This is a genomic window from Billgrantia sp. NRB1 (genome assembly GCF_056921725.1).
Window position 1 is genome coordinate 2,875,930 of the sequence record NZ_CM167783.1, and the last position, 22,587, is coordinate 2,898,516.

Sequence of the window (22,587 nt, forward strand, 5' to 3'; positions counted from 1 at the left end):
CTGGCGTTACCTCATGTTCGATAGCGTTGCCCCCGGTGGTTGGGTGACCGGCCGAGGGTGGGTCGCTGGGGGGTAAGGGCCCCGGTGACGCGCAGCGTCGGTCGCCTGCAGTGCGGGCAGGTGTAAGCGGGAGCCTTGTCGTGGCCAGGAGTCACGGTCTCCGGTGCCGTCTCCGCCACCATCAGCGCTTGGCGGATCTGTGCCAGACGTCGTCGCCGGCAGCGATTGGCCAGAAAGCCGTAGTGACGGACTCGCATCAGCCCCTTAGGCAAGACGTGGAGCAGGAAACGTCGCACGAACTCTTCGCCATCGAGGACGAGGCGTTTGTGTCGGTCACGGTCGCGGTAGTCCTTGTAGCGCAGGGTGACCTGATGATCGTCCACGGCGAGGATGCGGGCGTTACTGATGGCGATCTGACGCGTGTAGCGTGCCAGGTAACGGACCACGGCCGGGGTGTGCTCGAGGCAGTCCTTGCTGTAGACCACCCACTCGGTGGCCATCAGGGCATTGAGCTGGTCATCCACATCACCGGGACGAGTGACCCGATGGAGCTCGCCAGCATTCGCCGCCCGGCGCAGAGCACTCACCAGATGGCCGCGAAAGTGGCGCGACAGGGCCCGCACCGGAAACAGGTAGTGGCTACGTGCCCCATGCCAGCGGCCATCGTCACCCAAGGCGCCGCCGGGGACCAGGCAGTGCAGGTGCACATGCTGGCTCAGGTTCTGCCCCCAGGTGTGGAGCACGGCACTCATGCCCATCTCGCCGCCGAGGCGCTTGGGATCGCGACCGAAGGCACGCAGCGTCTGCCAGGCGCTCTGGAACAGCCGCCGGTAGATCACCTCGGGATGCAGCTGAACCCAACCGTTGAGGCTATGGGGCAGCGTGAACACGACGTGGTAGTAGCGCACCGGCAGGATAGTCGCCTGCTGACGTTCGGCCCACTGGTGCATGGCACGGCCCTGGCACTGCGGGCAGTGGCGATCTCGACAGCCAAAGTAGTGCGGCTGGGTGTGGTTGCAGTCCGTACACTGCAGGATCATGCCGCCCATTGCCTCGGTACGACAGGCCAGCAGGTGGCCACATACCCGTTGGCGCTGGCGATCAAGGCCGACCGGGTTGAGAAAGCGCACCAGGGCCTGTTGCAGGGTGGCGGTCTTAGCCATGACCCACCTCCAGGCTCGCAACCAGGTCGATAGGCGCCTGGCCGGCCCCCTGCTGCCCCGGCAGCCAGTGCAGGTAGCGCATCGTGGACTGGATGCTACGGTGGCCCAGCAATCGCTGGAGCTGATGCACGGGCAGGCCCTGTTCCAGGGCATGCGTGGCGTAGGCATGCCGCAGGCTGTGGATGCCTCCGATGCGCTCGACACCGGCCTGCCGCTTGGCCTTGCTAAAGGCCCTCTGTGGCGCACTCAGATGCAGCGCACGATCCGGGAACAGGGCACTCGGAAACAACCAGGTTCGCGGCCGATACGCTCGCCAGTAGTCGCGCAAGCGATCAATCAGGGTCGCCGTTAACAGCACCATACGGTCTTTGGCACCCTTGTATGCGACGTCAACTACTTTGGCCGCTTGGCGACAATTAAAATGGCCGGTTGGGTGGGGTAGTTGTCGTCAGTCCGACGACCCAGCTTTTCCTCCTTGTAATTGTCGTTGATAAGCACGCTTACGGTAGCTCTCCCCGCTCAGCTCCATCAGCGTGGCGTGGTGCACCAACCGGTCGATGGCGGCCACTGCCATCATGCTGTCGGGGAAGATACTGTCCCAGGCGCTGAACGGCTGGTTGGCGGTGATGATCAGGCTGGCCGACTCGTAGCGATGGGCGATCAGCTCGAACAGCACTGACGTCTCGGCCTCGCTGCGTTGAACGTAGCCGATATCGTCGATCACCAGCACGGCGTACTTGTCGAGCTTGATCAGGGCGTCGCTCAGGCGCAGTGCCTGCTTGGCAGCCTGGAGCTCCTGGACCAGGCTTGAGGCGGTGGCGTAGCGCACCCGGTAACCCTGGTCGACCAGCGTATGCCCGAGCCCGGCCGCCACGTGGCTTTTGCCGACGCCGGAGGGCCCAAACAGCAGCAGGTTGTGAGCCTGGTCGACCCACTGCGTGTCGCCCGCCAGGGCGCTCAGCTGCCGACGCTGCTCGGCCGCGATGGCGTCGAACTCGAAGGACTCCAGCGTTTTTCCCACCGGCAGCCGGGCCTCCTTGAGGTGCCGGGCCAGCCGGCGTCGCTCACGCTCGGCCAGCTCGTGCTCGCATAGGGCGGCCAGCGCTTGTGGCAGGCTCCAGTTCTCGGCCCGGGCTTGGGTCTCCAACTGGGGCCAACAGGCGGCCATGGTGGGCAGGCGGAGCTGTCGCAGCAGCAGCGGCAACGTCTGGGCATCAGGCATGGCAACGCACCTCCGTGGTCGGCACGCTGGGCACCAGGTGGTTGTAGCTGGCGATGTCATGCTGGGTCACCTGGGGGAACGCCATCGTGGCGCTCGGCGTGGCGGCGAAGCGGGCCTGGAGCTCGGCCAGTGTCGGGCTCTTCCCACGCGCCAGGGCGCCCAGCCAGTAACTGGCGATCTCCTCGGCCTGGTCCTGCTCGGCGGCCAACGCCAGAGCGCCAACGATGCGCTTGCAGGCCTCGGCGACCGGCGAGGCGGCGATCAGCCGGGCGTACAGCTCGCGCCACGCCGCACTCGGCAACAGGTCGTCGCGGAACGTCAGCCCCGCCAGCGCCCGGGGCTTGCGGACCAGCCAGCCGATCACATGGCGGTAATCGATGACCCGCAACCGGCCGCTTTCCGGCGTGGCATGCCGCCGTCTCAGCGTCAGCAATGCTTGCTGTGCGTGATGCAGCACCAAGCGATCATCGTAAAGGTGCACCCGCAGGTTCTCGCCGATCAGCCGGGACGGCACCGAGTAGAGCACCTTGCGCACCTGGATGGTGCTGGAGGTAGTGACGCGCACCGTCACCTCGCTGTAGTCGGTACCGGGCCGGCTGGGCAGTGGCTGCAGCGCGCCACGCTCGACGGTGATCCGGGCCGCGTTGCGACGGTTGATCGCGGTGGTCACCTCATCGAGGAAGGCCTGGTAGGCGTCGAGGCTGGTGAAGTCCTGGGAGCCGCGCAGCGTCAGGCGCTGCTGCAGGCGCCGCTTGAAGTGGCCATGCGGCGACTCGATGCTGGCGTTTTCATGGCCGCGACCCGGGTTGTTGCGGGTGGCCGTCATGCCGTAGTGAGCGCACAGGGCGGCATAACGCTCGGTGAGGTCGGCTTCCGCCTCCCGGCCCAGGTTGCGAAAGGCTGCCGACAGGCTGTCGGTGCGGTGCTCCGCGGGGACGCCGCCAAGGCGCTCCAGCGCACGGGTCAGACCTTCAGCCAGTGCCGGGTAGCTCTCGCCACCGAGCACCACCCGGACACAACACCAGCCGCTGTAGGCCAGGCGGAAGTGGTAGAGCCGGTGATCAAGCGGCTCCCCTGCCACGGTAATGACAATCCCCTTGAGCTCGGTGAAGTCGGAGAGGCCGCGCAGCCCGGGGCCATGGGTTTGCGGAAACATCACCTCTTTCTCCGGGCCATGCGCGGCTCGCCAGCCCTTGACCCGGCGCTGCAGGGTTCGCAGCAGGCTGTCCGGGTACTGGCCGGGGTGCTGCTCCTGCAACCACTCCAGCAGGGTCAGTGCCTGCAAGCCCGGGGCGGCGGCCAGCTGGGGGACGAGCGTGGTCTCCCACACCTCAGCGAAGGGGTCGGGCCGGGTTCGCCAGTGCCGTGATGCCGGCGGCTCGGAGGACTCGGCCCGGCGTTCGAGGCGGCGAGCGGTTCTGACGGAGAGGCCGGCCTTGGCGGCGGCGACCTCCTGGGTCTGGCCTTGTTGACGTTGCGACATATAGAGCATGACCTGTTGGCTGGTGACCGCCATACCGGCTCCCTGGTGGGTCGGGACAAGCGGTCAAGCTTAGGGCAACCGGTCACAGTAGTTGTCGTCGGCCGGCCAGAGTAATTGTCGCTCTATACCCTTGCCCTGCGCGACACGCAGCTGGCCACGCTGGCTGTCGATGTCGCTGACCCGCAGGTGGCAGACCTCGCTCACGCGCAGTCCGCAGCCGTAGCACAGTTCGAGCATCATGCGATGCTTGGGGTTGTGGCACGCGGCCAGGATCCGCCTCACCTCGTCGCGAGTCAGCAGCTCTGGAATACGCTGCGGTGTCTTCGGCACCACCAGCGATACCTCCACCGACGGCCAGTGCAGCACGTGCAGGTACAGGAAGCGCACGCCGTATAGGTAGACGCGGCAGCTGGCGGCGGACAGCCCGCGCTCTTGGACCAGGTGATAGAAGAAGTGCTGCAAATCGTCGGTGCTCAAGGTGTCAGGCGAGCGATGGAAGTAGCTCGCCAAGTCCGTGATCACCATCAGGTAGGTCGTGTGGGTACGTTGCGCAAAGCCACGCTGACGCATGGCCTCGATCATCTTCTGTCGTAAGGCAGTCATCGTCGTCACTCCGATTCATCGACCCGAATGGGTCAAGGAACAGTGTGGTTCGACGAATCGGCAGGCGTGCCTCGACGACGGCTACCGGACAGCTACCGCGAAGTGAAGTGGTCCAATTGGAGCGGACACCCCGATAAGCCTCATAATGGAGGCAGTGGAGGTGTTCATGACCAAGAAAACTCGACGTCGGTTTTCCGATGAATTCAAGGCGGATGCGGTGAGCCTGGTGATCGATCAGGGGTATTCCGTATCCGAGGCCGCCCGGCGCCTGGGCGTAGAGCGCAGCGTACTGGACCGCTGGTGCCGCAAGCACCGTCAGCAGGTCGCCGGCAGTCCGGGGTGGCAGGAGGACGATCGCGACGCCGAGATCAAGAAGCTCCGCGAAGAAGTTCGTAAGCTTCAGATTGAAAAGGATATTTTAAAAAAGGCGGCGGCCTTCTTCGCCAAAGAGTCGAGCTGAGATACCAGTTCATCGAGTCGGAGAAGGCCACCTATCCCGTGGCCGTGTTGTGTCGGGTCATGCGAGTCAGCCGGAGTGGTTTCTATGCCTGGCGACGACGTGGCCCTGATGACCAGCGTCAGGCCCTGCTCCACGAAGTCAGCGAGATTCATCGCCAGAAGCGTGGCAGCTATGGCAGCCGCCGCATGGCCAGAGAACTGCGACGCCGAGGCTACGACGTCGGCCGTTACCAGGCCCGCAGCCTGATGCGGGAAGCTGGTGTAGAGGCACGTCAGCGGCGCCACTGGCGCCATACGACCGACAGTGAACACAGCCTGCCGGTGGCGCCCAACCTGCTGAACCGCCAGTTCATGGTGGCAGCACCGAATCGGGCCTGGGTGGCCGATATCACGGCGATCTGGACGCTGGAAGGATGGCTCTATCTGGCGGCGGTGCTCGACCTCCACGATCGGCAGCTGGTGGGCTGGGCGATGGCTGACCACATGCGCACGCCGCTGGTCCTGGATGCCTTGGAAATGGCCGTAGGTCGCCGGCAGCCCGAGAGAGGGCTGATTCATCACAGCGATCGCGGCAGCCAGTACGCGTCACGTGATTACCGCGCCAGGCTGGATCGACACGGGTTCCAGGCTTCGATGAGCCGGAAGGGGAACTGCTGGGACAATGCCGTGATGGAGCGCTTCTTCGGCTCACTGAAAAGCGAGTGGCTGGCGGGCCAGCGATACAGGAGCCGGCAGGCAGCACGGCGGGATGTGATCGACTACATCGAGATGGAGTACAACAGCTGCCGGCTCCACTCGACCCTGGGCTACCAGACGCCGAGGGAGATTGAATTGGCAGCTGCGGCTTGAAAATGTGTCCGCTCTGACTTGACCAGAACAAGCAGGCTTGGACCGCGGGTGGCGGACAGGTAGCGTTTGGGCACTACACTACTTCAGGAGTTGAGACGGCAAGGAGCTGCGCATGGGGCATGGGACGAGAAGACGGCTGCTGGGCTGCCTGCCCATTGCGGTTGCGGCGTGGGGCGCGCCGGGGCTGGTCGCGGCGGAGGAAGGGGAAAACGCTGAGGCGCTGCCCACCATCACCATCAGCGCGCCGCGCCTGGCCCGGGAGCTCTACGATACCCCGGCGGCGGTGTCGGCGGTCACCCGCGGGGAGATCCAGCAGGGCCAGCAGCGGGTGCGCCTCGACGAGGCCCTCGCCCCGGTGCCTGGCCTCTTTTTGCAGAACCGCGACAACTTCGCCCAGGGCCAGCGCATCGCCAGCCGCGGCTTCGGGGCCCGGGCGCCCTTCGGCATCCGCGGCATCCATATCCGCGTCGATGGCATTCCCTACACCCTGCCCGACGGCCAGGCCCAGATCGACGCCGTGGACCTGGATAGCGCCGAGCGCATCGAGGTGATCCGCGGCCCCGCCTCGGTGCTCTACGGCAACGCCGCCGGCGGCGTGCTCGATATCACCACCGGCGACGGCAGCGAGATGCGCCGCTCCCCGGTGCTGCGCCTGCAGGGCGGCAGCCACGACTACCGCAAGCTGGCCCTGCGCCAGGGCGGCGAGCACGGCAGCTGGGTGCACAGCGTCAGCCTCTCGGCGCTGGACTTCGAGGGCTACCGGGAACAGAGCGCCGTGGAGAAGCGCCTGCTCAACGCCCGGCTGGGCTACCGCTTCGATGAGACCCGCACCCTCTCGGCGCTGGTGAACCTGCTCGACCTGCCCACCGCCGAGGACCCGGGCGGGCTGACCGCCGAAGAGGTGGCGACGGACCGTCGTCAGGCGGCGCCGGCCGCGGCCGCCCTGGACGCCGGCCAGCGGGTGGAGCAGCAGCTATTGGGGCTGCACTACGAGGATCTCGACGCCGCCGGCGGCGAGCTCAACGCCCGCGCCTTCGTCAGCCGCCGCGACTTCGAGCAGCAGCTGCCCTTCCCCGGCAATAGCCTGGTGGACTACCGCCGCCGCTACTACGGCGCCAGCCTGGATCTGACCCGGGAGGAGACGCTGGGCGAGCGGCCGCTGCGCTACGTGGCCGGGCTAGAGGTGGGCCGCCAGGAGGACGACCGCGGGCGGCGCGCGGTCACGCCCCAGGGTGCGGTGAGCGCCGAGACCGCCGACGAGCAGCAGAACGCCACCGCCGCCGGCGCCTTCCTGCTGGCGGAGCTCGGGGTCACTGAGGCCCTGGAGCTCTCCGCCGGGGTGCGCCACGACCAGGTGCGGCTCTCCATCGACGACCGCTTCCAGGCCGAGGGCATCGACGCCAGCGGCTCGCGCACCTTCCGGGAGTGGACCGGCAGCCTCGGCGCCAGCTATCGCTACCGGGAGGGGCACCAGCTCTATGCCAACCTGGGCACCGCCTTCGAGACGCCCACCTTCACCGAGTTCGCCCGGCCCGACGGCGGCGGCTTCAATCCCGAGGTGGCGCCCCAGCAGACGCTAAGCCGCGAGCTGGGGCTGCGCGGGCGCCTGGCCAACGGCCTGCGCTACGACCTGGCGGCCTTCTCCATACGGGTGGACGACGAGCTGGTGCCCTTCGAGGCGGACAACGGCCGCACCTTCTACGAGAACGCCGGGCGCACCGCCCGGGAGGGCATCGAGCTGGAGCTGGACTGGAGCCCGACCCTGGCCTGGCAGCTGACCAGCACCCTGACCCTGGCGGACTACCGCTTCTCGCGCTTCGCCGACGATCAGCAGGACTTCGCCGACAACCGCCTGCCGGGGCTACCCCGCCGGCAGTGGCACAACCGCCTGACCTGGTACGGCAGCGGCGAGCGCTTCGCCCGCCTGGAGGGGCTCTATACCGGTGGCTTCTACGCCGATAATGCCAACGAGGTGCCGGTGGCGAGCCACTGGCTGGTCAACCTGCGCGGCGGCGACGCCTGGCGGCTGGGCAACGGCACCACCCGCCTCGGCGCCCATCTGGGCGTGCGCAACCTGCTCGACGAGTCGCACTTCGCCAACGTGCGCATCAACGCCAGCGGCGGGCGCTTCTTCGAGCCCGCCCCGGGGCGCACCCTCTATGCGGGGTTGGAGCTGAGTTTTTAGGCGGGAGCCGCCCGCCCGTCGGGAGCGATCAGAAGAACAGCCGGCGCAGCGCTTCGCCGGGGTCGGTTTCGCGCATGAAGGCCTCGCCCACCAGGAAGCCGTGTACGTCGTGCTCGCGCATGCGCAGCACGTCGTTACGGGTGTGGATGCCCGATTCGGTGACCACGCTGACCCCTTGGGGAATCCGCGGCAGCAGGTCGAGGGTGGTGTCGAGGGTGGTGTCGAAGGTGTGCAGGTTGCGGTTGTTGATGCCCACCAGGCCGAGGTTGAGCTTCAGGGCACGCTCCAGCTCGCGGAGGTCGTGGACCTCCACCAGCACGTCCATGCCCAGCGTGGTGGCCTGCTGGTGCAGGTCCGCCATGCGGGCGTCGTCCAGGGCGGAGACGATCAGCAGGATGCAGTCGGCGCCGATGGCCCGCGCCTCGCTGACCTGGTAGCCGTGGGTGATGAAGTCCTTGCGGATCACCGGCAGGGCGCAGGCCTCGCGGGCGGCGATCAGGTAGTCCTCGTGGCCCTGGAAGAAGTCGGCGTCGGTGAGCACCGAGAGGCAGGCGGCGCCGCCGGCGGCGTAGCGCTCGGCGATCTCGGCGGGGTGGAACTCCTCGCGCATCACCCCCTTGGAGGGGGAGGCCTTCTTGATCTCGGCGATCACCGCCGGATCGCCCTCCGCGATGAACCGCTCGAGCGCGGCGATGAAGCCGCGGGGCGCGCTCTGGGCGTCGGCCAGGCGCAAAAGCTCGGCCTCGGAGACGGCGCGCGAGCGCTCGGCGACCTCCTCGTCCTTGCGCGCCAGGATGCGAGTGAGAATGGTCGGGGTAGCGTCCTGCGTTGGGCTCATGGCGAGATCCTGAAAGTGTACGAGGGGCGGGTCAGGGAATCAGCACCCGGGTGAAGTCGGCCAGTTCCTTCATCTTTTCCAGCGGCAGCCTGGAGGCCTGGGCGTCCTGGGCCATGGCCACGCCTTCGGCCAGGGTATCGGCGACCCCGGCGCAGTAGAGCGCGGCGCCGGCGTTGAGGGCGACGATATCCGCCGCCGCGCCTTCGCCGACCAGGGCCTCCTGCACCAGGCGCAGGCTGTCCTCGGCGCTGACCACCTTGAGCGGCGTCAGCGACTGGCGCTCGATGCCCAGCGACTCGGGAGTAATAGTATAGCGCTGGATCTCGCCATCCTTGAGCTCGGCCACCTGGGTGGGGGCGGCCAGCGAGATCTCGTCCAGGCCATCCTCGGCGTGCACCACCATCACGTGCTCGCTGCCCAGCTGGCGCAGCACCTCGGCCATCAGCGGCAGCAGCGCCGCGGAGTAGACGCCCAGCAGCTGGTTGGGGGCGCCGGCCGGGTTGGTCAGCGGGCCGAGGATATTGAACAGGGTGCGCACGCCCATCTCGCGGCGCGGGCCGATGGCGTGGCGCATGGCCGGGTGGTGGTTGGGGGCGAACATGAAGCCCACGCCCACCCGCTCGATGCAGCGCTCCACCTGGTCGGGCTTGAGGTCCAGGTAGATGCCGGCCACGTCGAACAGGTCGGCGCTGCCCGAGGAGGAGGAGACGCTGCGGTTGCCATGCTTGGCCACGTGGGCGCCGGCGGCGGCGGCCACGAAGCTGGCGGCGGTGGAGACATTGAACAGGTTGGCGCCGTCGCCGCCGGTGCCGACGATGTCCACCACGTTCTCGGCGTGGAGGGTCACCCGGTTCATCAGCTCGCGCATCACCTGGGCGGCGGCGCTGATCTCCTCGGGGGTCTCGCCCTTCATGGCCAGGCCCACCAGCAGCCCGCCGGTCTGGGCGTCGGTGGCCTCGCCGGTCATGATCTGGCGCATCACGGCGTGGGTCTGCGCGAAGGTCAGGTTCTCGTGGCGCATCACCGCGGCGATGGCGTCTCGCATCTGCATGGACAGGCTCTCCTCTACGACTCGGGCTCGGCGCGGTTCAGCGACGCTTCAGGAAATTGGCCAGCAGCTCGTGCCCCTGGCGGGTGAGGATCGACTCGGGGTGGAACTGCACGCCCTCGATATCCAGCTCGCGGTGGCGCAGCCCCATCACCAGGCCCGGGGTGACGTCGTTCTCGTCGGTCCAGGCGGTCACCTCCAGGCACTCGGGCAGGCTGTCGGCCTCCACTACCAGGGAATGATAGCGGGTCACCTCCAGCGGGTCCTCCAGGCCGGCGAACACGCCATGGCCGTGATGGCGGATTCGCGAGGTCTTGCCGTGCATCACCTGGGGGGCGCGCACCACCTTGCCGCCGTACACCTGGCCGATGGCCTGGTGGCCCAGGCAGACCCCGAGGATCGGCAGCCGGCCGGCGAAGTGGCGGATCGCCGCCAGGGAGATGCCGGCCTCGTTGGGCGTACAGGGCCCGGGCGAGACCATCAGGTGGCTGGGCGACAGGGCCTCGATCTCCTCCAGGGTGATGGCGTCGTTGCGGTGGGTGACCACCTCGGCGCCCAGCTCGCCCAGGTACTGGACCAGGTTGAAGGTGAAGCTGTCATAGTTGTCGATCATCAGCACGGGCATGACGAAGGGTTCCTGTCTCGGTTGCGCGTATCCGGTCGGCGTGGAAGGGGCTGCCGCAGCATTCGCCAGCCGTGCAGGGACACCAGGCACAAAAATGCCGCCCCGACGGCGGCATGGTCATTCAAGACGCAGGTGTGCCGCCCCTCTTTTAGGCGCGCCACCACTGGTTCGAATGTGCGTAATCTGGCGTTTTCATGCCGTTATGGTGCGGCCGGGGCGGCGAGCTGTCAAGGCACCCGACGCTAGCGTCGCGCATAGCCTCCTGGGAGCCCAGAGCCCGCTCGGCGCGCCTTGCCAGGCGACATCTGGACGCATATGATAATGCGTATCAAAAACACTGAAAGCGAAGGATCCATGCACACCCCTGCCCCTCTCCGACCGCAGATCCTGGTGGTCGAAGACGACCGCACCCTGAACGGTCAGATCGCCACGCTGCTGGAGGGCAAGGGATATCGCACACAGCAGTGCTATGAGGGCGAGGATGCCCTGCTCACCGCTATCGGGCGGCATTTCGACCTGATCCTGCTGGACGTCATGCTACCCAGGCTGGATGGCTTCGAGCTGCTCGACCGGCTGCGCAAGACCCGCCAGACCCCAGTCATGATGCTAACCGCCTGCGGGGCCGAGGAAGAGCGCATCCTCGGCTATCGACGCGGCGCCGACGACTACCTGCCCAAGCCCTTCGGCTTCACCGAGCTGCTGCTGCGTATCGAGGCCCTGCTGCGCCGCACCCTCGGTAGCACCGATCAGCGCGCCGACCCCGACGAACTGTCCGTGGGCGTCCTGACGCTGCACCGTGGCCGCCTGGAGGCCCGCTATGCCGGGACCTCCATCGCCCTGACGCCGATTCAATTCCGCCTGCTCTGGATGCTGGTGCTCCACCAGGGCGAAGCGCTGAGCAAGCCCTACCTCTATCAGCTGGTGCTCGAGCGGGAGTTCAGCCGCTTCGACCGCAGCCTGGACATGCACCTGAGCCGGGTCCGCCGCAAGCTGGCTGCGGCCGGCATGGCCGTGGATCGACTGCAGACGGTGCACGGGAAGGGGTACTGTTTCCTGTGAACCGGCGGCTGTTCTGGAAACTCTGCGGCCCCCTGACGCTCGGCACCCTGGTGCTGGTGTGGATGATCACCTTTCTCGGTTCAGAAACCGAGCAGAAGATGAGCTTTATCGCCGAGCACCACCAGCAGACCCTGAAAGCCTGGGGGCGCACCGCCGAGCGACTCTATGATGCCGGCGACGAGCAGGCCCTGGCCGCCTGGCTGGAAGCGCTGCAGGTCCGCGAGGACACCTGGGCGGCGGTGGTACGCTCCGATGTCCAACCGCTGGCGGGCAGCTCGCTATCGACGCAGTTTCAGGAGGGGTTCCGGCTGGGGCGCAACGTGGAGTGGAAGATTCACCTCTACTTCGCCGAGAACCCCATCATGGATCTCACCTTCGCCGACGGCCACACCCACTTCCTGGTCACCCTGCCCCAGCGCATGCGCCCCGGCGGCTACCTGCCCCAGGTGCGGCTGCTGCTCAAGGTGGCCCTGCCGCTCGCCGTGCTGGTACTGCTCGCGCTGGTGATCTATCGCCACCTCATGGGCCCGCTGCGCCAGCTCGAGCTGGCCACACGTCAGTTCAGCGAAGGCAGCCTGGGAGTGCGGGTGCGTGCCCTGCTGGGCAGTCGTAACGACGAGCTGACCGCCCTGGCGGAGACCTTCGACCGCATGGCCGAGCGCACCGGCGAGCTGATTCTCACCCAGCGCCGGCTGATCGCCGATCTTTCCCACGAGCTGCGCACGCCCCTGACCCGCATCGACATGGCCCTGAGCTGCGCGGAGGAAGGCATCGACACCCAGCACTTCCTGCCGCGCATTCGCCGCGAGTGCCGTCTGATGCGTGGCTTGGTGGAGGACACCCTGACCCTGGCCTGGCTGGAGAACGAGCGGCCCAGCCTCGACCGGGACAGCCTTGACCTCACCGACCTGCTCGACAGCGTGATTGAAGACGCCCGCTACGAATATCCGCGGCATCGTCTGGAGGTCGACCTGCCTAAACAGGCAGGAATCAGCGGCAGCAGCCATCGTGCCCTGGCCCAGGCGGTGGAGAACGTGATTCGCAACGCCTGCCACTACACCCCGCCGAGCGGCCGTGTGCGAATCGCCCTGACAGCAGAAGACGCCGGCTACCGACTGACCATCGACGACGCCGGACCCGGCGTGCCCACCGACCAGCTGGAGGCAATCTTCACCCCCTTCTTCCGCACCGCGCAGGCGCGCAATGACCGCCCCGATGGCCACGGCCTGGGGCTGGCCCTGGCGCAACGCCAGGTCGAGGCAACGGGGGGCTGGATACGCGCCGAGAACCGCAGCGATGGCGGGCTGCGCATGATGCTGTGGCTGCCCACATCGCAACCTAGGCACGCCTGAAACGCTGGGCGTAACAAATGTAAAAGCGGTTCACATTGGCTGTGAGTTAAACAAGAATTCGCTCCAAATAGGAATATTTATCACCAAAAGGAGCGTAGAAGACTCTCATGATCCGCAATATTCCCAGCAGCAACGCCTGGCCGCGCAATCCCTTGTGGCTGGCCATCGGCCTTCTGAGCGCCAGCCCCGCCGTCATGGCCCAGCAGGCGGCCCAGGCACTCGACACCCTGGAGATCACCGCAGCGCGTACCAGCGAGGCTGACGCCGTGGTCACGACGGAAGCGCTCGAGCGCCGCCAGGCCACCGACCTGCAGGATATCTTCTCCGAGCTGCCAGACGTCGCCGTGGGGGGCGGTGCTCCGGCCGCCCAGAAACTCTATGTTCGCGGCCTGGAAGACACCCTGCTCAACGTCACCATCGACGGCGCCACCCAGTCCGGCAACCAGTTTCACCACCAGGGGCGCCTGCTCATCGAGCCCGAGCTGCTCAAGCAGGTCGATGTCGTCGCCGGCGCCGGCGAGGCCACCAACGGCCCCGGGGCGCTTGGCGGCGCCATTCGCTTCGTCACCAAGGATCCCGAGGACCTGCTGCGCCCGGGCCAGAACCTCGGCGCGCTGCTCAAGGGCGGCTACTTCAGCAACACCGACGGCACCAAGGCCTCCGCCTCGCTCTACGGTCGCCTCACCGACGACTGGAGCGCCCTGGCCACCCTGACCCAGACCGAGCACGGCGATTACAAGGACGGCGAGGGCAATACCCAGCCCTATACGAGCACAGACAGATTTACCGGCTTCGCCAAGCTGGTAGGACAGCTGACCGAGGAGCAGAGGCTCACGCTGAGCTACGAGCGCAGCGAGGATGAAGCCTTCCGGCTGCACCGCCCCCACTGGATCCCCAGCGCCCGTAACGCCCCCATCGACCAGGAAGTGGTGCGCGAAACCGTCACCGGCCAGTACGGCTTTACCTCCGATACCCACGCCTGGCTGGACCTGGATCTGACGCTCTACCATACCGAAGCGTCTTTGGAGCACATCGATGGCCCCTTCGGCGACTACATCGGCGCCATGCAGAGCCACGGCGGTGACTTGCGCAATCACAGCCAGGTCGGCGATCTGACCCTGACCTACGGCGTCGACTACCGCAAGGACAAGGCCAGCCTACGCAGCCCCGCTTACGGCACCGATCGCGAAGATGGCAGCGTGGTGGGCCTCTATCTGCAGAACCATTACCCGCTGACCGACCGGGTGCGGCTGAGCGCCGGGGTGCGCCACGACTGGTTCGAGCTGGACGAGGCGTTCACCGGTAACACCTTCAGCGAATCCGGCTGGAGCCCCAACCTGGGCCTGCGCTTCGACGCTACCGAGCGGCTCACCCTGCATGGCGGCTGGGCGCGTGCCATTCGCGGCCCCCAGGTCAAGGAGCTGTTCGTCCTCGACTGGCACAGCAATGCGGAAGATCGTACCAAGGAAATCGCCGACAACATCGAATTCGGCGCCATCTACCGTCACGGCAACCTCTACCTGGCGGCGGACGTCTTCGAGACCCGCATCGACGATGTGGTGGGCAAGCTCGACCGCAGAACATTGGGCAATGTCGGCGAGCTGAAGACCCGCGGCTTCAACGCCCGGATCGGCTACGACTGGGATCGCCTGGACGCTTCGCTCGCCTACAGCCGGGCCCGCCCCGAGCTCAACGGCGAGCCGCTGAGCGATGACGACATGGCCCTTGGCACCAGCATCGGCGATACCTGGGTGGCCAACGTCAACTTCCAGGCCACTGACGCTATCGATCTCGGCTGGACCGGACGCTTTGCCGAGCGCCTGACCAACGTGGCCGAAGACTACCCGGAGAAGCCCGGCTATGGAGTGAACGACCTCTATGCCAGCTGGCGTCCCCTGGCGGGCGATCAGCTGACGCTCTCGCTACGGATCAATAACGTCTTCGACAAGCATTACGTCGATCACGCCAGCTATGGCGATGCCGGTGACATTGCCCACGGCCTGCCCGAGCCGGGACGCGATGTCCGCCTGGGCGCCAGCTATCGCTTCTGACCCCTGGGGCGCGTATCGCGCCCCCTCGCATCTGCCGATGTCGGGCACTAGCAAACGCCTTGAAGACGGCCTGCGCCGGCTGTGCATCACCCTGGCCGCCGCTCAGTGACAGGCCTCAGCAGCGGCGGCGCAGGCCAGGATCGGGGCCTGGCCTGCCGAGGGGGGGCATCCATGAACGCGGTGCCAGGCTATTCCAGGTTATCCAGGCCCTGCTCGGCCATGGCCACGGCGCGGAAGATGGCGCGCCCCTTGTTGAGGGTCTCCTGCCACTCAAGCTCGGGCACCGAGTCGGCCACCACCCCGGCGCCGGCCTGGACGTGCAGCTCGCCGTCCTTGATCACCGCAGTGCGGATGGCGATGGCGGTGTCCATGTTGCCGTGCCAGGAGAGATAGCCCACCGCGCCGGAGTAGACGCCGCGCTTGACCGGCTCCAGCTCGTCGATGATCTCCATGGCCCGGATCTTGGGCGCCCCGGAGAGGGTGCCCGCCGGGAAGGTGGCGCGCAGCACGTCCATGGCCGAGAGCCCGGGCTTGAGCCGGCCGGTGACGTTGGAGACGATGTGCATCACGTGGGAGTAGCGCTCCACCGCCATCTGGTCGGTGACCGTCACCGAGCCGGTCTGGCTAATGCGCCCCACGTCGTTGCGCCCCAGGTCGATCAGCATCAGGTGCTCGGCCACCTCCTTCGGGTCGCCCAGCAGGTCGGCCTCCAGCGCCCGGTCCTCCTCCTCGGTCTTGCCGCGCACCCGGGTGCCGGCAATGGGCCGAACCGTCACCTCGCCGTCCTCCAGCCGGGTGAGGATCTCCGGCGAGGAGCCCACCACGTGGTGGTCGTCGAGGTTGAAGAAGAACATGTAGGGCGAGGGGTTGAGGCTTCTCAGCGCGCGGTAGAGGTCCAGCGGCGAGGCGCGGTAGGGAATCGACATGCGCTGGGAGGGCACGCACTGCATGACGTCGCCGGCCAGCACGTACTCCTTGATCGTCTCCACGGCGGCCTTGAAGCCCGCCTCGGTGAAGCCCGAGGTGAAGTGCCCCTCCTCCACCGCGCTGCGCCCGGTGCCGGGGCTGATGGTGTTGAGAGTGGCGCTGCGCAGGCGCATCTCGAGCCGCTCTAGCCGCGCGCGGGCCCGCTGATAGGCGTCGGACTCGGCGGGGTCGGCGTGGGTCCAGAGGGTCAGCCGCCCGGAGAGGTTGTCGAACACCACCAGGTCGTCGCAGACCATCAGCAGGATGTCGGGCACGCCCAGCGGGTCGGGCTTGTCGGCCACCTGGGCGCTGCGCAGGCGCGGCTCGATATAGCGGATGGTGTCGTAGCCGAAGTAGCCCACCAGGCCGCCATCGAAGCGCGGCTGGTCGTCGAGCCGCGGCACCCGAAAGCGCGCCTGGAACTGCTCGATCCAGTCGAGGGGGTCCGCCACCTCGGTGACGCCCTGCTGCTCGCCGTCGATGATATGGCTGACCGTGAAACCGCGCACCTCGATGCGCTCGCGACAGGGCAGCCCGATGATCGAGTAGCGCCCCCACTTCTCGCCCCCCTGCACTGACTCCAGCAGGAAGGTCCAGGGCTCGTCGGCCAGCTTCAGGTAGGTGGAGAGCGGCGTGTCGAGGTCGGCCAGCACCTCGCGGGTGACCGGAATGCGGTTGTAGCCGGCCGCGGCCAGTTCCTGAAAGCGTTCAAGCGTCATCATGATGACGGGGTCCTCGATCGGTGGCAGCAGTGGAGCAAGGGGGCGTCGAAGCGGCAGAAGCCGCCAGCAGGGCGTCCAGCGACGCCAGGATGGCGTCGGGCTCGCTGGCGCTCACCGGCTCGCCGTGGTTGTAGCCGTAGGGTACCGCCAGGGTGCGAAAGCCGGCTGCCTTGCCCGCGGCGATATCGTGGCGGGAGTCGCCCACCATCAGGCAGGCCTCGGGGGGCACGCCGAAGTGCGCCGCCACGTGGTTCAGCGGAGCCGGGTCGGGCTTCTTCTCGGGCAGGCTGTCGCCACCCAGGCAGAGCGCGAAGTGCTCGGCAAGCCCCAGCCCTTCCAGCAGCGGGCGAATAAAGGCGTGGGGCTTGTTGGTCACCAGCGCCAGCGGCAGCCCGCGGTCGCGCAGGCCGTCCAGACACTCGCGCACGCCGGGGTAGAGCCGGGTATGGGCGCCGGGGTCGCGGGAATAGTGGTCCAGAAAGACGGCGTGGGCGAGCTTCAGCATAACGCTGTCGACCTCGACGGCGCTCTCCGGCGAGGCGCCGGGGACAGCTCGAAGAGGGGGTCCTATGCCAGGGATGGCATCGGTAGCGCCCAGGGAGGGGTTCACAGCGCCCCCTCGCAGAGCTGTCGCCGGAGCAGCCTCGCCGTCACCGGCGCCGGCATCAACGGCAAACCGCAGCGCGCGCTCCATCAGCTTGAGCGAGCCGTTGCCCACCCAGTCGCGCACCTTGGCCTCGCCGGCGGCGGGCAGGTCGAGATCGACCAGCGCCGCATCCACGGCCAGCGCCAGGTCGGGCACCGAGTCGATCAGGGTGCCGTCCAGGTCGAAGGCCACCAGTTCGATGCCGTCGAGAATGGGGTGCATACTCTCTCCTTGCCGACCCTCTGGATAATCGCGGCAGCCTGCACGCTGCCTCTCCCCTAGCCAGGCCCGCTTGCGGGCGGCCGAGAAGCGCTTGATCTTCGCCTCGAGCCGCAACGCCTCGCCGCGGCTGCCGACGGGCTCATGATGCACCAGCCGCAGCGGGCCACGGCCCCGCAGCGCCTTGGCGCCGCGCCCGGCGGCGTGCTCGGCAAGCCGCCGGGTCACGTCGGTGGTGATGCCGGTATAGAGGGCGCCGCCGGCAGTCTCGATCAGGTAGAGATACCAGCCGCCCGCACCGGCTGTCGACGCCGGGCCCGAGGAGGCGCCGCCCGACACGCGCCTCAGACCCCGGCCAGCTGCTCGCGGAACTGGCGCATCACGCTGTCGTAGCGGTGCGGGTCGGCCTCGCGTCCGGCGCCGAACACCGCCGAGCCGGCCACGAAGGTGTCGGCGCCGGCCCGGGCGATCTCGGCGATATTGTCGACCTTCACGCCGCCGTCGATCTCCAGGCGAATGTCATAGCCCGAGGCGTCGATCCGCCGCCGCGCCGCACGCAGCTTGTCCAGGGTGCCGGGCAGGAAGGACTGGCCGCCGAAGCCGGGGTTGACGCTCATCAGCAGCACCATGTCGACCTTGTCCATGACATGGTCGAGAAAGGAGAGCGGCGTGGCCGGGTTGAACACCAGCCCCGACTTGCAGCCGCCGTCGCGGATCAGCTGCAGCGAGCGGTCGATATGGTCGGAGGCCTCGGGATGAAAGGTGATATAGGTGGCGCCGGCGTCGATGAAGTCGCCGATCAGCCGATCCACCGGCTTGACCATCAGGTGAGCGTCGATGGGCGCGGTGACACCGTGCTTGCGCAGCGCTTCGCAGACCATGGGCCCGATGGTCAGGTTGGGCACGTAGTGGTTGTCCATGACATCGAAATGAACGATGTCGGCACCGGAGGCCAGCACGTTGTCCACCTCTTCACCGAGACGGGCGAAGTCGGCGGACAGAATAGAGGGGGCGATCAGGAAATCGCGGGTCGCATCGGTCATGGGGCATCCAGCTGTCACTCGGGAAAGGGCGTATTCTAGCAGGAACCCCCATCGCCCGGGGAGGGCGTCACCCCGGCGGCAAAGCGCACAGTGAGGTGGGCAAAGCCCCACAGACATATCTCCAGATCGAATAAAAAACATTATTGTAATTCCCTAGAGGCAGGTTTACCCTTGGCCCTCAATGCTTCCCAGAATGGAGTCACCGGCATGTCCCTGCTGTCGACCTTTCGCCGCACCGCGGTTGTCATCGCCCTGGGCGCCAGCCTGACCACACCGGCGCTGGCCGCCGACCGCGAGCTGCTCAACTCGTCCTATGACATCGCCCGCGAGCTGTTCTCCGCCATCAACCCGGAGTTCCGGGAGTGGTGGCAGGCCGAGCAGGGTGAGGCCGTCGCCATCAGCCAGTCCCACGGCGGCTCCTCCGCCCAGGCCCGGGCCATCCTGCAGGGGCTGCGCGCCGACGTGGTGACCTACAACCAGGTGACCGACGTCCAGGTGCTGGCCGACGCCGGCCTGGTGGCCGAGGACTGGCAGGAGGCGCTGCCCAACAACGCCTCACCCTACTACTCCACTACCGCCTTCCTGGTGCGTGAAGGCAACCCCAAGGGCATCGAGAGCTGGGACGACCTGGTGCGCGAGGACGTGAGCATCGTCTTCCCCAACCCCAAGACTTCCGGCAACGGCCGCTACACCTATCTGGCCGCCTGGGGCTTCGCCGACCGAGCCTTCGACGGCGACGAGGAGCAGATCCACGACTTCATGCGCACCTTCCTGCGCAACGTGGCCGTGTTCGACACCGGCGGCCGCGGCGCCACCACCAGCTTCATCGAGCGCGATCGCGGCGATGTGCTGATCAGCTTCGAGTCCGAGGTCAACAACATCCGCGGCGAGTACGGCGAGGACGACTATGAGGTCGTGGTGCCGCCGCTGAGCATCCTGGCCGAGTTCCCTGTGGCCGTGGTTGCGACCAACGCCGAGCGCAACGGCACCCAGGACCTGGCCCAGGGCTATCTCGACTACCTCTACACCGAAGAAGCGCAGCGCCTGCTGGCCGGCTTCAACTACCGCGTGCACCACGAGACGGTGGTCGAGGAGTTCGCCGAGCAGTTCCCCGAGACCGAGCTGCTGCGGGTCGAGGATGTCTTCGGCAGCTGGGAGCAGGCCATGGAGGAGCACTTCGCCGGCGGCGCCCTGCTCGACCAGCTGCAGCGGCGCTGAGCGAGACCAGCGTTGCTTCCTGAAGCTAACGTCATGAGCCGCCTGCCATGAGCACCCGCGCCCTCCCCTTCGGCCTCGGCAGCGCCCCCAAGCGGGTGCTGCCGGGCTTTGGCCTGTCGCTGGGCATCAGCCTGATGTTCGTCTCGCTGGTGCTGCTGCTGCCGCTGACCGGCCTGTTCGGCCAGCTGGCCGACCTGACCCTGGCCCAGTACTGGGCGATCATCACCGACGGCCGGGTGGTGGCCAGCTACACCGTGACCATCGGTGCCGCGGCGGTGGCGGCGGTGGTCAACGGCGCCTTTGGCCTGCTGCTGGCCTGGGTGCTGGTGCGCTACACCTTCCCCGGCAAGCGCCTGCTCGACGCCCTGATGGACCTGCCCTTCGCCCTGCCCACCGCAGTGGCCGGCATCACCCTGGCCACCCTCTACGCCAGCAACGGCTGGATGGGCCGGCTGCTGGAGCCGCTGGGGCTGCAGGTGGCCTACACCTGGGTGGGCATCGCCCTGGCCATGGCCTTCACCAGCATCCCCTTCGTGGTGCGCACCGTTCAGCCGGTGCTGGAGGATTTGCCGGTCGAGGTAGACGAGGCCGCCTTGACCCTGGGCGCCAGCGATGGTGTGGCCTTCCGGCGGGTGATCCTGCCGCATCTGTGGCCGGCGCTGGTGACCGGCACCGGCCTGGCCTTCGTGCGCTCGCTGGGCGAGTTCGGCGCCATCATCTTCATCGCCGGCAACATGCCCTACGAGACCGAGATCACCGCACTGATGATCTTCGTGCGGCTGCAGGAGTTCGACTACGCCGGCGCCTCGGCCATCGCCTCAGTGGTGCTGTTCGTCTCCCTGGCCCTGCTGCTGGCGATCAACGTCTGGCAGGGCCGCTTCATCAAGCGACTGCATGGAGGGCGCGGCTGATGCAGCGAATCGGTGATGCGCCCTGGGTGCGGCGCCTGCTGATCTTTGCGGCGGTGGCGCTGTCGGCGCTGTTCCTGCTGCTGCCGCTGGTGGCCATCTTCGCCCAGGCCTTCGCCCAGGGCGTGGCGGTGTTCTGGTCCAACGTCAGCAACGAGTACACCGTGGCGGCCATCGGCCTGACGCTGTTCATCGCGCTGCTGACCATTCCGGTCTGCCTGGTGTTCGGGGTGGCGCTGGCCTGGCTGGTGACCCGCTTCAGCTTCCCGGGCCGGCGCATCCTGCAGACCCTGATCGACATCCCCTTCGCGGTGTCGCCGGTGGTGGCCGGCCTGATCTACCTGCTGCTCTACGGCCGCAACGGCTGGCTGGGCGCCTGGCTCGACACCCACGACATCCAGCTGATGTTCGCCTGGCCGGGCATCCTGCTGGTGACCATTTTCGTCACCTGCCCCTTCGTGGCCCGGGAGCTGATCCCGCTGATGCAGGCCCAGGGCTCCCGCGAGGAGGAGGCCGCGGTGACCCTGGGCGCGCCGGGCTGGACCATCTTCCGCCGGGTGACCCTGCCCAACATCCGCTGGGCGCTGCTCTACGGGGTGATCCTGACCAATGCCCGGGCGGTGGGGGAATTCGGCGCCGTCTCGGTGGTCTCAGGGGCGATTCGCGGCCAGACCAACACCCTGCCGCTGCACCTGGAGCAGCTCTACCAGGACTACAACACCGTGGGCGCCTTCGCCAGCGCCGCCCTGCTGGCACTCATCGCCCTGCTCACGCTGGTCGCCAAGGCCAGCCTGGAATGGCGCGCCGCGCGCCGGGAGGTTCATGCATGAGCATCCGTCTTCAGAACATCGCCAAGCACTTCGGCCGCACCTGCGCCCTGGAGCCGGTGAACCTGGATATCCGCGACGGCGAACTGGTCGGCCTGCTCGGCCCCTCGGGCTCCGGCAAGACCACCCTGCTGCGCATCATCGCCGGCCTGGAAAGCGCCGACCGCGAGCCCGCCGGGCGCATCCTGTTCGGCGAGCGCGACGTGACCCAGGTGCATGTGCGCGACCGCCGCATCGGCTTCGTCTTCCAGCACTATGCGCTGTTCCGCCATATGACGGTGTTCGACAACGTGGCCTTCGGCCTCACCGTGATGCCGCGCAAGAGCCGCCCCACCAGCGGCGAGATCCGCGCCCGGGTGCACCGCCTGCTGGAGATGGTGCAGCTCGAAAGCTTCGCCAAGCGCTACCCGGCTCAGCTCTCCGGCGGCCAGCAGCAGCGCGTCTCGCTAGCCCGCGCCCTGGCCCTGCGCCCCGACGTGCTGCTGCTCGACGAGCCCTTCGGCGCCCTGGACGCCAAGGTGCGCCAGGACCTGCGCCGCTGGCTGCGCCACCTGCACGACGAGCTCAACTTCACCAGCGTCTTCGTCACCCACGACCAGGAGGAGGCGCTGGAGCTCTCCGACCGGGTGGTGGTGATGAGCAACGGCCGCATCGAGCAGATCGACACCCCCGACGCCCTCTACCGGGCGCCGGCCAACCGCTTCGTGTTCGAGTTCCTGGGCGACGTCAACCACCTGGAGGGCGAGGTGCGCGACGGCACCCTGACCTGCGGCGATGCCCACCTCTCGGTGGAGCTCCCCGACGGGCCGGAAGAGCTGCTGCTGCGCCCCCACGAAGTCAAACTGGCCACCGCCCCGACCCGCGAGGCCCACCTGCCGGTGACGGTGACCGCCATCTCCCCGGTGGGCGCCGAGGTGCGCGTGGAGCTGGCCGCCGACTGGCTCTCCGAGCCGTGGCTGGCCACGGTGCGCCACGCCGACTTCGAGCAGCTGAACCTGACCCGGGGTCAGCGCCTGTTCGCCGTGCCGCGGCGCTGGCACCGTTTCCCCGATCCGACCGACCCCGCCCTGACCCCGGAAACCGCCGACGCGCTCTCCTGAA

17 protein-coding genes and 4 pseudogenes are annotated in these 22,587 nt (G+C 67.7%); 9 read left to right on the forward strand and 12 right to left on the reverse strand.

Going from position 1 to position 22,587, the window contains the following annotated elements:
• Positions 1-11 precede the first annotated feature (11 nt).
• The 5 genes and pseudogenes from ACZIYR_RS13065 to ACZIYR_RS13085 form a co-directional block, all read right to left on the reverse strand.
• A complete protein-coding gene (locus ACZIYR_RS13065) occupies positions 12-1,163 on the reverse strand; it encodes an IS91 family transposase (RefSeq protein ID WP_483526976.1) in 1,152 nt (383 codons plus the stop codon).
• Positions 1,156-1,551: pseudogene (locus ACZIYR_RS13070) on the reverse strand (tyrosine-type recombinase/integrase); the annotation flags it as partial. The gene ACZIYR_RS13065 and the pseudogene ACZIYR_RS13070, both read right to left, overlap by 8 nt.
• Before the next feature lie 60 nt (positions 1,552-1,611).
• Positions 1,612-2,385 carry an IS21-like element helper ATPase IstB gene (istB, locus tag ACZIYR_RS13075; RefSeq protein WP_483526977.1) on the reverse strand — a complete coding sequence of 258 codons (774 nt, stop codon included), beginning with the start codon at positions 2,383-2,385 and terminating at the stop codon, positions 1,612-1,614.
• Positions 2,378-3,901: an IS21 family transposase gene (istA, locus tag ACZIYR_RS13080; protein WP_483526978.1), complete on the reverse strand. Its 1,524-nt coding sequence runs from the start codon at positions 3,899-3,901 to the stop codon at positions 2,378-2,380. The genes istB and istA overlap by 8 nt, the downstream gene beginning before the upstream one ends.
• 36 nt (positions 3,902-3,937) lie before the next feature.
• Positions 3,938-4,471, reverse strand: a complete 534-nt coding sequence (locus tag ACZIYR_RS13085) for a tyrosine-type recombinase/integrase (RefSeq protein WP_483526979.1) — start codon at positions 4,469-4,471, stop codon at positions 3,938-3,940.
• A 166-nt stretch (positions 4,472-4,637) separates the two neighbouring features.
• Between ACZIYR_RS13085 and ACZIYR_RS13090 the strand changes: the two are divergent.
• Both ACZIYR_RS13090 and ACZIYR_RS13095 read left to right on the forward strand, forming a co-directional pair.
• Positions 4,638-5,779 (forward strand): annotated as a pseudogene (locus ACZIYR_RS13090) (IS3 family transposase).
• Positions 5,780-5,891: 112 nt separating this feature from the next.
• A complete protein-coding gene (locus ACZIYR_RS13095) occupies positions 5,892-7,964 on the forward strand; it encodes a TonB-dependent receptor family protein (protein WP_483526980.1) in 2,073 nt (690 codons plus the stop codon).
• A gap of 28 nt (positions 7,965-7,992) precedes the next feature.
• Here ACZIYR_RS13095 and trpC read toward each other — a convergent pair whose 3' ends face one another.
• Genes trpC through ACZIYR_RS13110 form a run of 3 tightly spaced genes read right to left on the reverse strand, consistent with a single transcriptional unit; the run spans position 7,993 to position 10,475 of the window.
• Positions 7,993-8,802 (reverse strand): indole-3-glycerol phosphate synthase TrpC, encoded by an 810-nt coding sequence (trpC, locus tag ACZIYR_RS13100; RefSeq protein ID WP_483526981.1) that lies wholly within the window; start codon positions 8,800-8,802, stop codon positions 7,993-7,995.
• Between the two features lie 31 nt (positions 8,803-8,833).
• On the reverse strand, positions 8,834-9,853 hold the full coding sequence (gene trpD, locus ACZIYR_RS13105; RefSeq protein WP_483526982.1) for an anthranilate phosphoribosyltransferase: 1,020 nt from the start codon (positions 9,851-9,853) through the stop codon (positions 8,834-8,836).
• A gap of 37 nt (positions 9,854-9,890) precedes the next feature.
• Positions 9,891-10,475 (reverse strand): anthranilate synthase component II, encoded by a 585-nt coding sequence (locus ACZIYR_RS13110; RefSeq protein WP_483526983.1) that lies wholly within the window; start codon positions 10,473-10,475, stop codon positions 9,891-9,893.
• A gap of 354 nt (positions 10,476-10,829) precedes the next feature.
• Between ACZIYR_RS13110 and ACZIYR_RS13115 the strand changes: the two genes are divergently transcribed.
• The 3 genes from ACZIYR_RS13115 (at position 10,830) to ACZIYR_RS13125 (ending at position 14,937) form a co-directional block, all read left to right on the forward strand.
• Positions 10,830-11,534, forward strand: a complete 705-nt coding sequence (locus ACZIYR_RS13115) for a response regulator transcription factor (RefSeq protein WP_483526984.1) — start codon at positions 10,830-10,832, stop codon at positions 11,532-11,534.
• On the forward strand, positions 11,531-12,886 hold the full coding sequence (locus ACZIYR_RS13120) for a histidine kinase sensor domain-containing protein (protein ID WP_483526985.1): 1,356 nt from the start codon (positions 11,531-11,533) through the stop codon (positions 12,884-12,886). The genes ACZIYR_RS13115 and ACZIYR_RS13120 overlap by 4 nt, the downstream gene beginning before the upstream one ends.
• Positions 12,887-12,993: 107 nt before the next feature.
• A complete protein-coding gene (locus ACZIYR_RS13125; RefSeq protein WP_483526986.1) occupies positions 12,994-14,937 on the forward strand; it encodes a TonB-dependent receptor domain-containing protein in 1,944 nt (647 codons plus the stop codon).
• Positions 14,938-15,125: 188 nt separating this feature from the next.
• On the opposite strand, the gene trpE is transcribed toward ACZIYR_RS13125, so the two are convergent.
• The 4 genes and pseudogenes from trpE to rpe all read right to left on the reverse strand — a co-directional run bounded on the left by trpE (position 15,126) and on the right by rpe (position 18,533).
• On the reverse strand, positions 15,126-16,622 hold the full coding sequence (gene trpE, locus ACZIYR_RS13130) for an anthranilate synthase component I (protein WP_483529083.1): 1,497 nt from the start codon (positions 16,620-16,622) through the stop codon (positions 15,126-15,128).
• A gap of 67 nt (positions 16,623-16,689) precedes the next feature.
• Positions 16,690-17,493, reverse strand: a pseudogene (gene gph, locus ACZIYR_RS13135) (phosphoglycolate phosphatase); the annotation flags it as partial.
• An 87-nt stretch (positions 17,494-17,580) separates the two neighbouring features.
• A pseudogene (locus ACZIYR_RS13140) lies at positions 17,581-17,829 on the reverse strand (GIY-YIG nuclease family protein); the annotation flags it as partial.
• Positions 17,830-17,834: 5 nt separating this feature from the next.
• Positions 17,835-18,533 (reverse strand): ribulose-phosphate 3-epimerase, encoded by a 699-nt coding sequence (gene rpe / locus ACZIYR_RS13145; RefSeq protein WP_483526987.1) that lies wholly within the window; start codon positions 18,531-18,533, stop codon positions 17,835-17,837.
• A gap of 207 nt (positions 18,534-18,740) precedes the next feature.
• Here rpe and cysP point away from each other — a divergent pair, with 207 nt between their 5' ends.
• From cysP to ACZIYR_RS13165, 4 genes are read left to right on the forward strand one after another with little or no spacing between them, the layout of a single operon-like run.
• Complete coding sequence (gene cysP / locus ACZIYR_RS13150; protein WP_483526988.1) at positions 18,741-19,751, forward strand: thiosulfate ABC transporter substrate-binding protein CysP; 1,011 nt, start codon at positions 18,741-18,743, stop codon at positions 19,749-19,751.
• 47 nt (positions 19,752-19,798) lie between these two features.
• Positions 19,799-20,662 (forward strand): sulfate ABC transporter permease subunit CysT, encoded by an 864-nt coding sequence (gene cysT, locus ACZIYR_RS13155; protein WP_483526989.1) that lies wholly within the window; start codon positions 19,799-19,801, stop codon positions 20,660-20,662.
• Positions 20,662-21,489: a sulfate ABC transporter permease subunit CysW gene (gene cysW, locus ACZIYR_RS13160; RefSeq protein WP_473034183.1), complete on the forward strand. Its 828-nt coding sequence runs from the start codon at positions 20,662-20,664 to the stop codon at positions 21,487-21,489. Before cysT ends, cysW begins: the two co-directional genes overlap by 1 nt.
• Complete coding sequence (locus ACZIYR_RS13165) at positions 21,486-22,586, forward strand: sulfate/molybdate ABC transporter ATP-binding protein (RefSeq protein ID WP_483526990.1); 1,101 nt, start codon at positions 21,486-21,488, stop codon at positions 22,584-22,586. Before cysW ends, ACZIYR_RS13165 begins: the two co-directional genes overlap by 4 nt.
• Position 22,587 lies beyond the last annotated feature (1 nt).

Coding starts and splice junctions, on each gene's coding strand:
- istA (WP_483526978.1), bottom strand. CDS start 3,901: ATGGCGGTCACCAGCCAACAGGTCATGCTCTATATGTCGCAACGTCAA.
- rpe (WP_483526987.1), bottom strand. CDS start 18,533: ATGACCGATGCGACCCGCGATTTCCTGATCGCCCCCTCTATTCTGTCC.
- trpC (WP_483526981.1), bottom strand. CDS start 8,802: ATGAGCCCAACGCAGGACGCTACCCCGACCATTCTCACTCGCATCCTG.
- trpD (WP_483526982.1), bottom strand. CDS start 9,853: ATGCAGATGCGAGACGCCATCGCCGCGGTGATGCGCCACGAGAACCTG.
- ACZIYR_RS13085 (WP_483526979.1), bottom strand. CDS start 4,471: ATGACTGCCTTACGACAGAAGATGATCGAGGCCATGCGTCAGCGTGGC.
- ACZIYR_RS13065 (WP_483526976.1), bottom strand. CDS start 1,163: ATGGCTAAGACCGCCACCCTGCAACAGGCCCTGGTGCGCTTTCTCAAC.
- cysW (WP_473034183.1), top strand. CDS start 20,662: ATGCAGCGAATCGGTGATGCGCCCTGGGTGCGGCGCCTGCTGATCTTT.
- cysP (WP_483526988.1), top strand. CDS start 18,741: ATGTCCCTGCTGTCGACCTTTCGCCGCACCGCGGTTGTCATCGCCCTG.
- ACZIYR_RS13110 (WP_483526983.1), bottom strand. CDS start 10,475: ATGCCCGTGCTGATGATCGACAACTATGACAGCTTCACCTTCAACCTG.
- cysT (WP_483526989.1), top strand. CDS start 19,799: ATGAGCACCCGCGCCCTCCCCTTCGGCCTCGGCAGCGCCCCCAAGCGG.
- ACZIYR_RS13115 (WP_483526984.1), top strand. CDS start 10,830: ATGCACACCCCTGCCCCTCTCCGACCGCAGATCCTGGTGGTCGAAGAC.
- ACZIYR_RS13125 (WP_483526986.1), top strand. CDS start 12,994: ATGATCCGCAATATTCCCAGCAGCAACGCCTGGCCGCGCAATCCCTTG.
- trpE (WP_483529083.1), bottom strand. CDS start 16,622: ATGACGCTTGAACGCTTTCAGGAACTGGCCGCGGCCGGCTACAACCGC.
- ACZIYR_RS13095 (WP_483526980.1), top strand. CDS start 5,892: ATGGGGCATGGGACGAGAAGACGGCTGCTGGGCTGCCTGCCCATTGCG.
- ACZIYR_RS13165 (WP_483526990.1), top strand. CDS start 21,486: ATGAGCATCCGTCTTCAGAACATCGCCAAGCACTTCGGCCGCACCTGC.
- istB (WP_483526977.1), bottom strand. CDS start 2,385: ATGCCTGATGCCCAGACGTTGCCGCTGCTGCTGCGACAGCTCCGCCTG.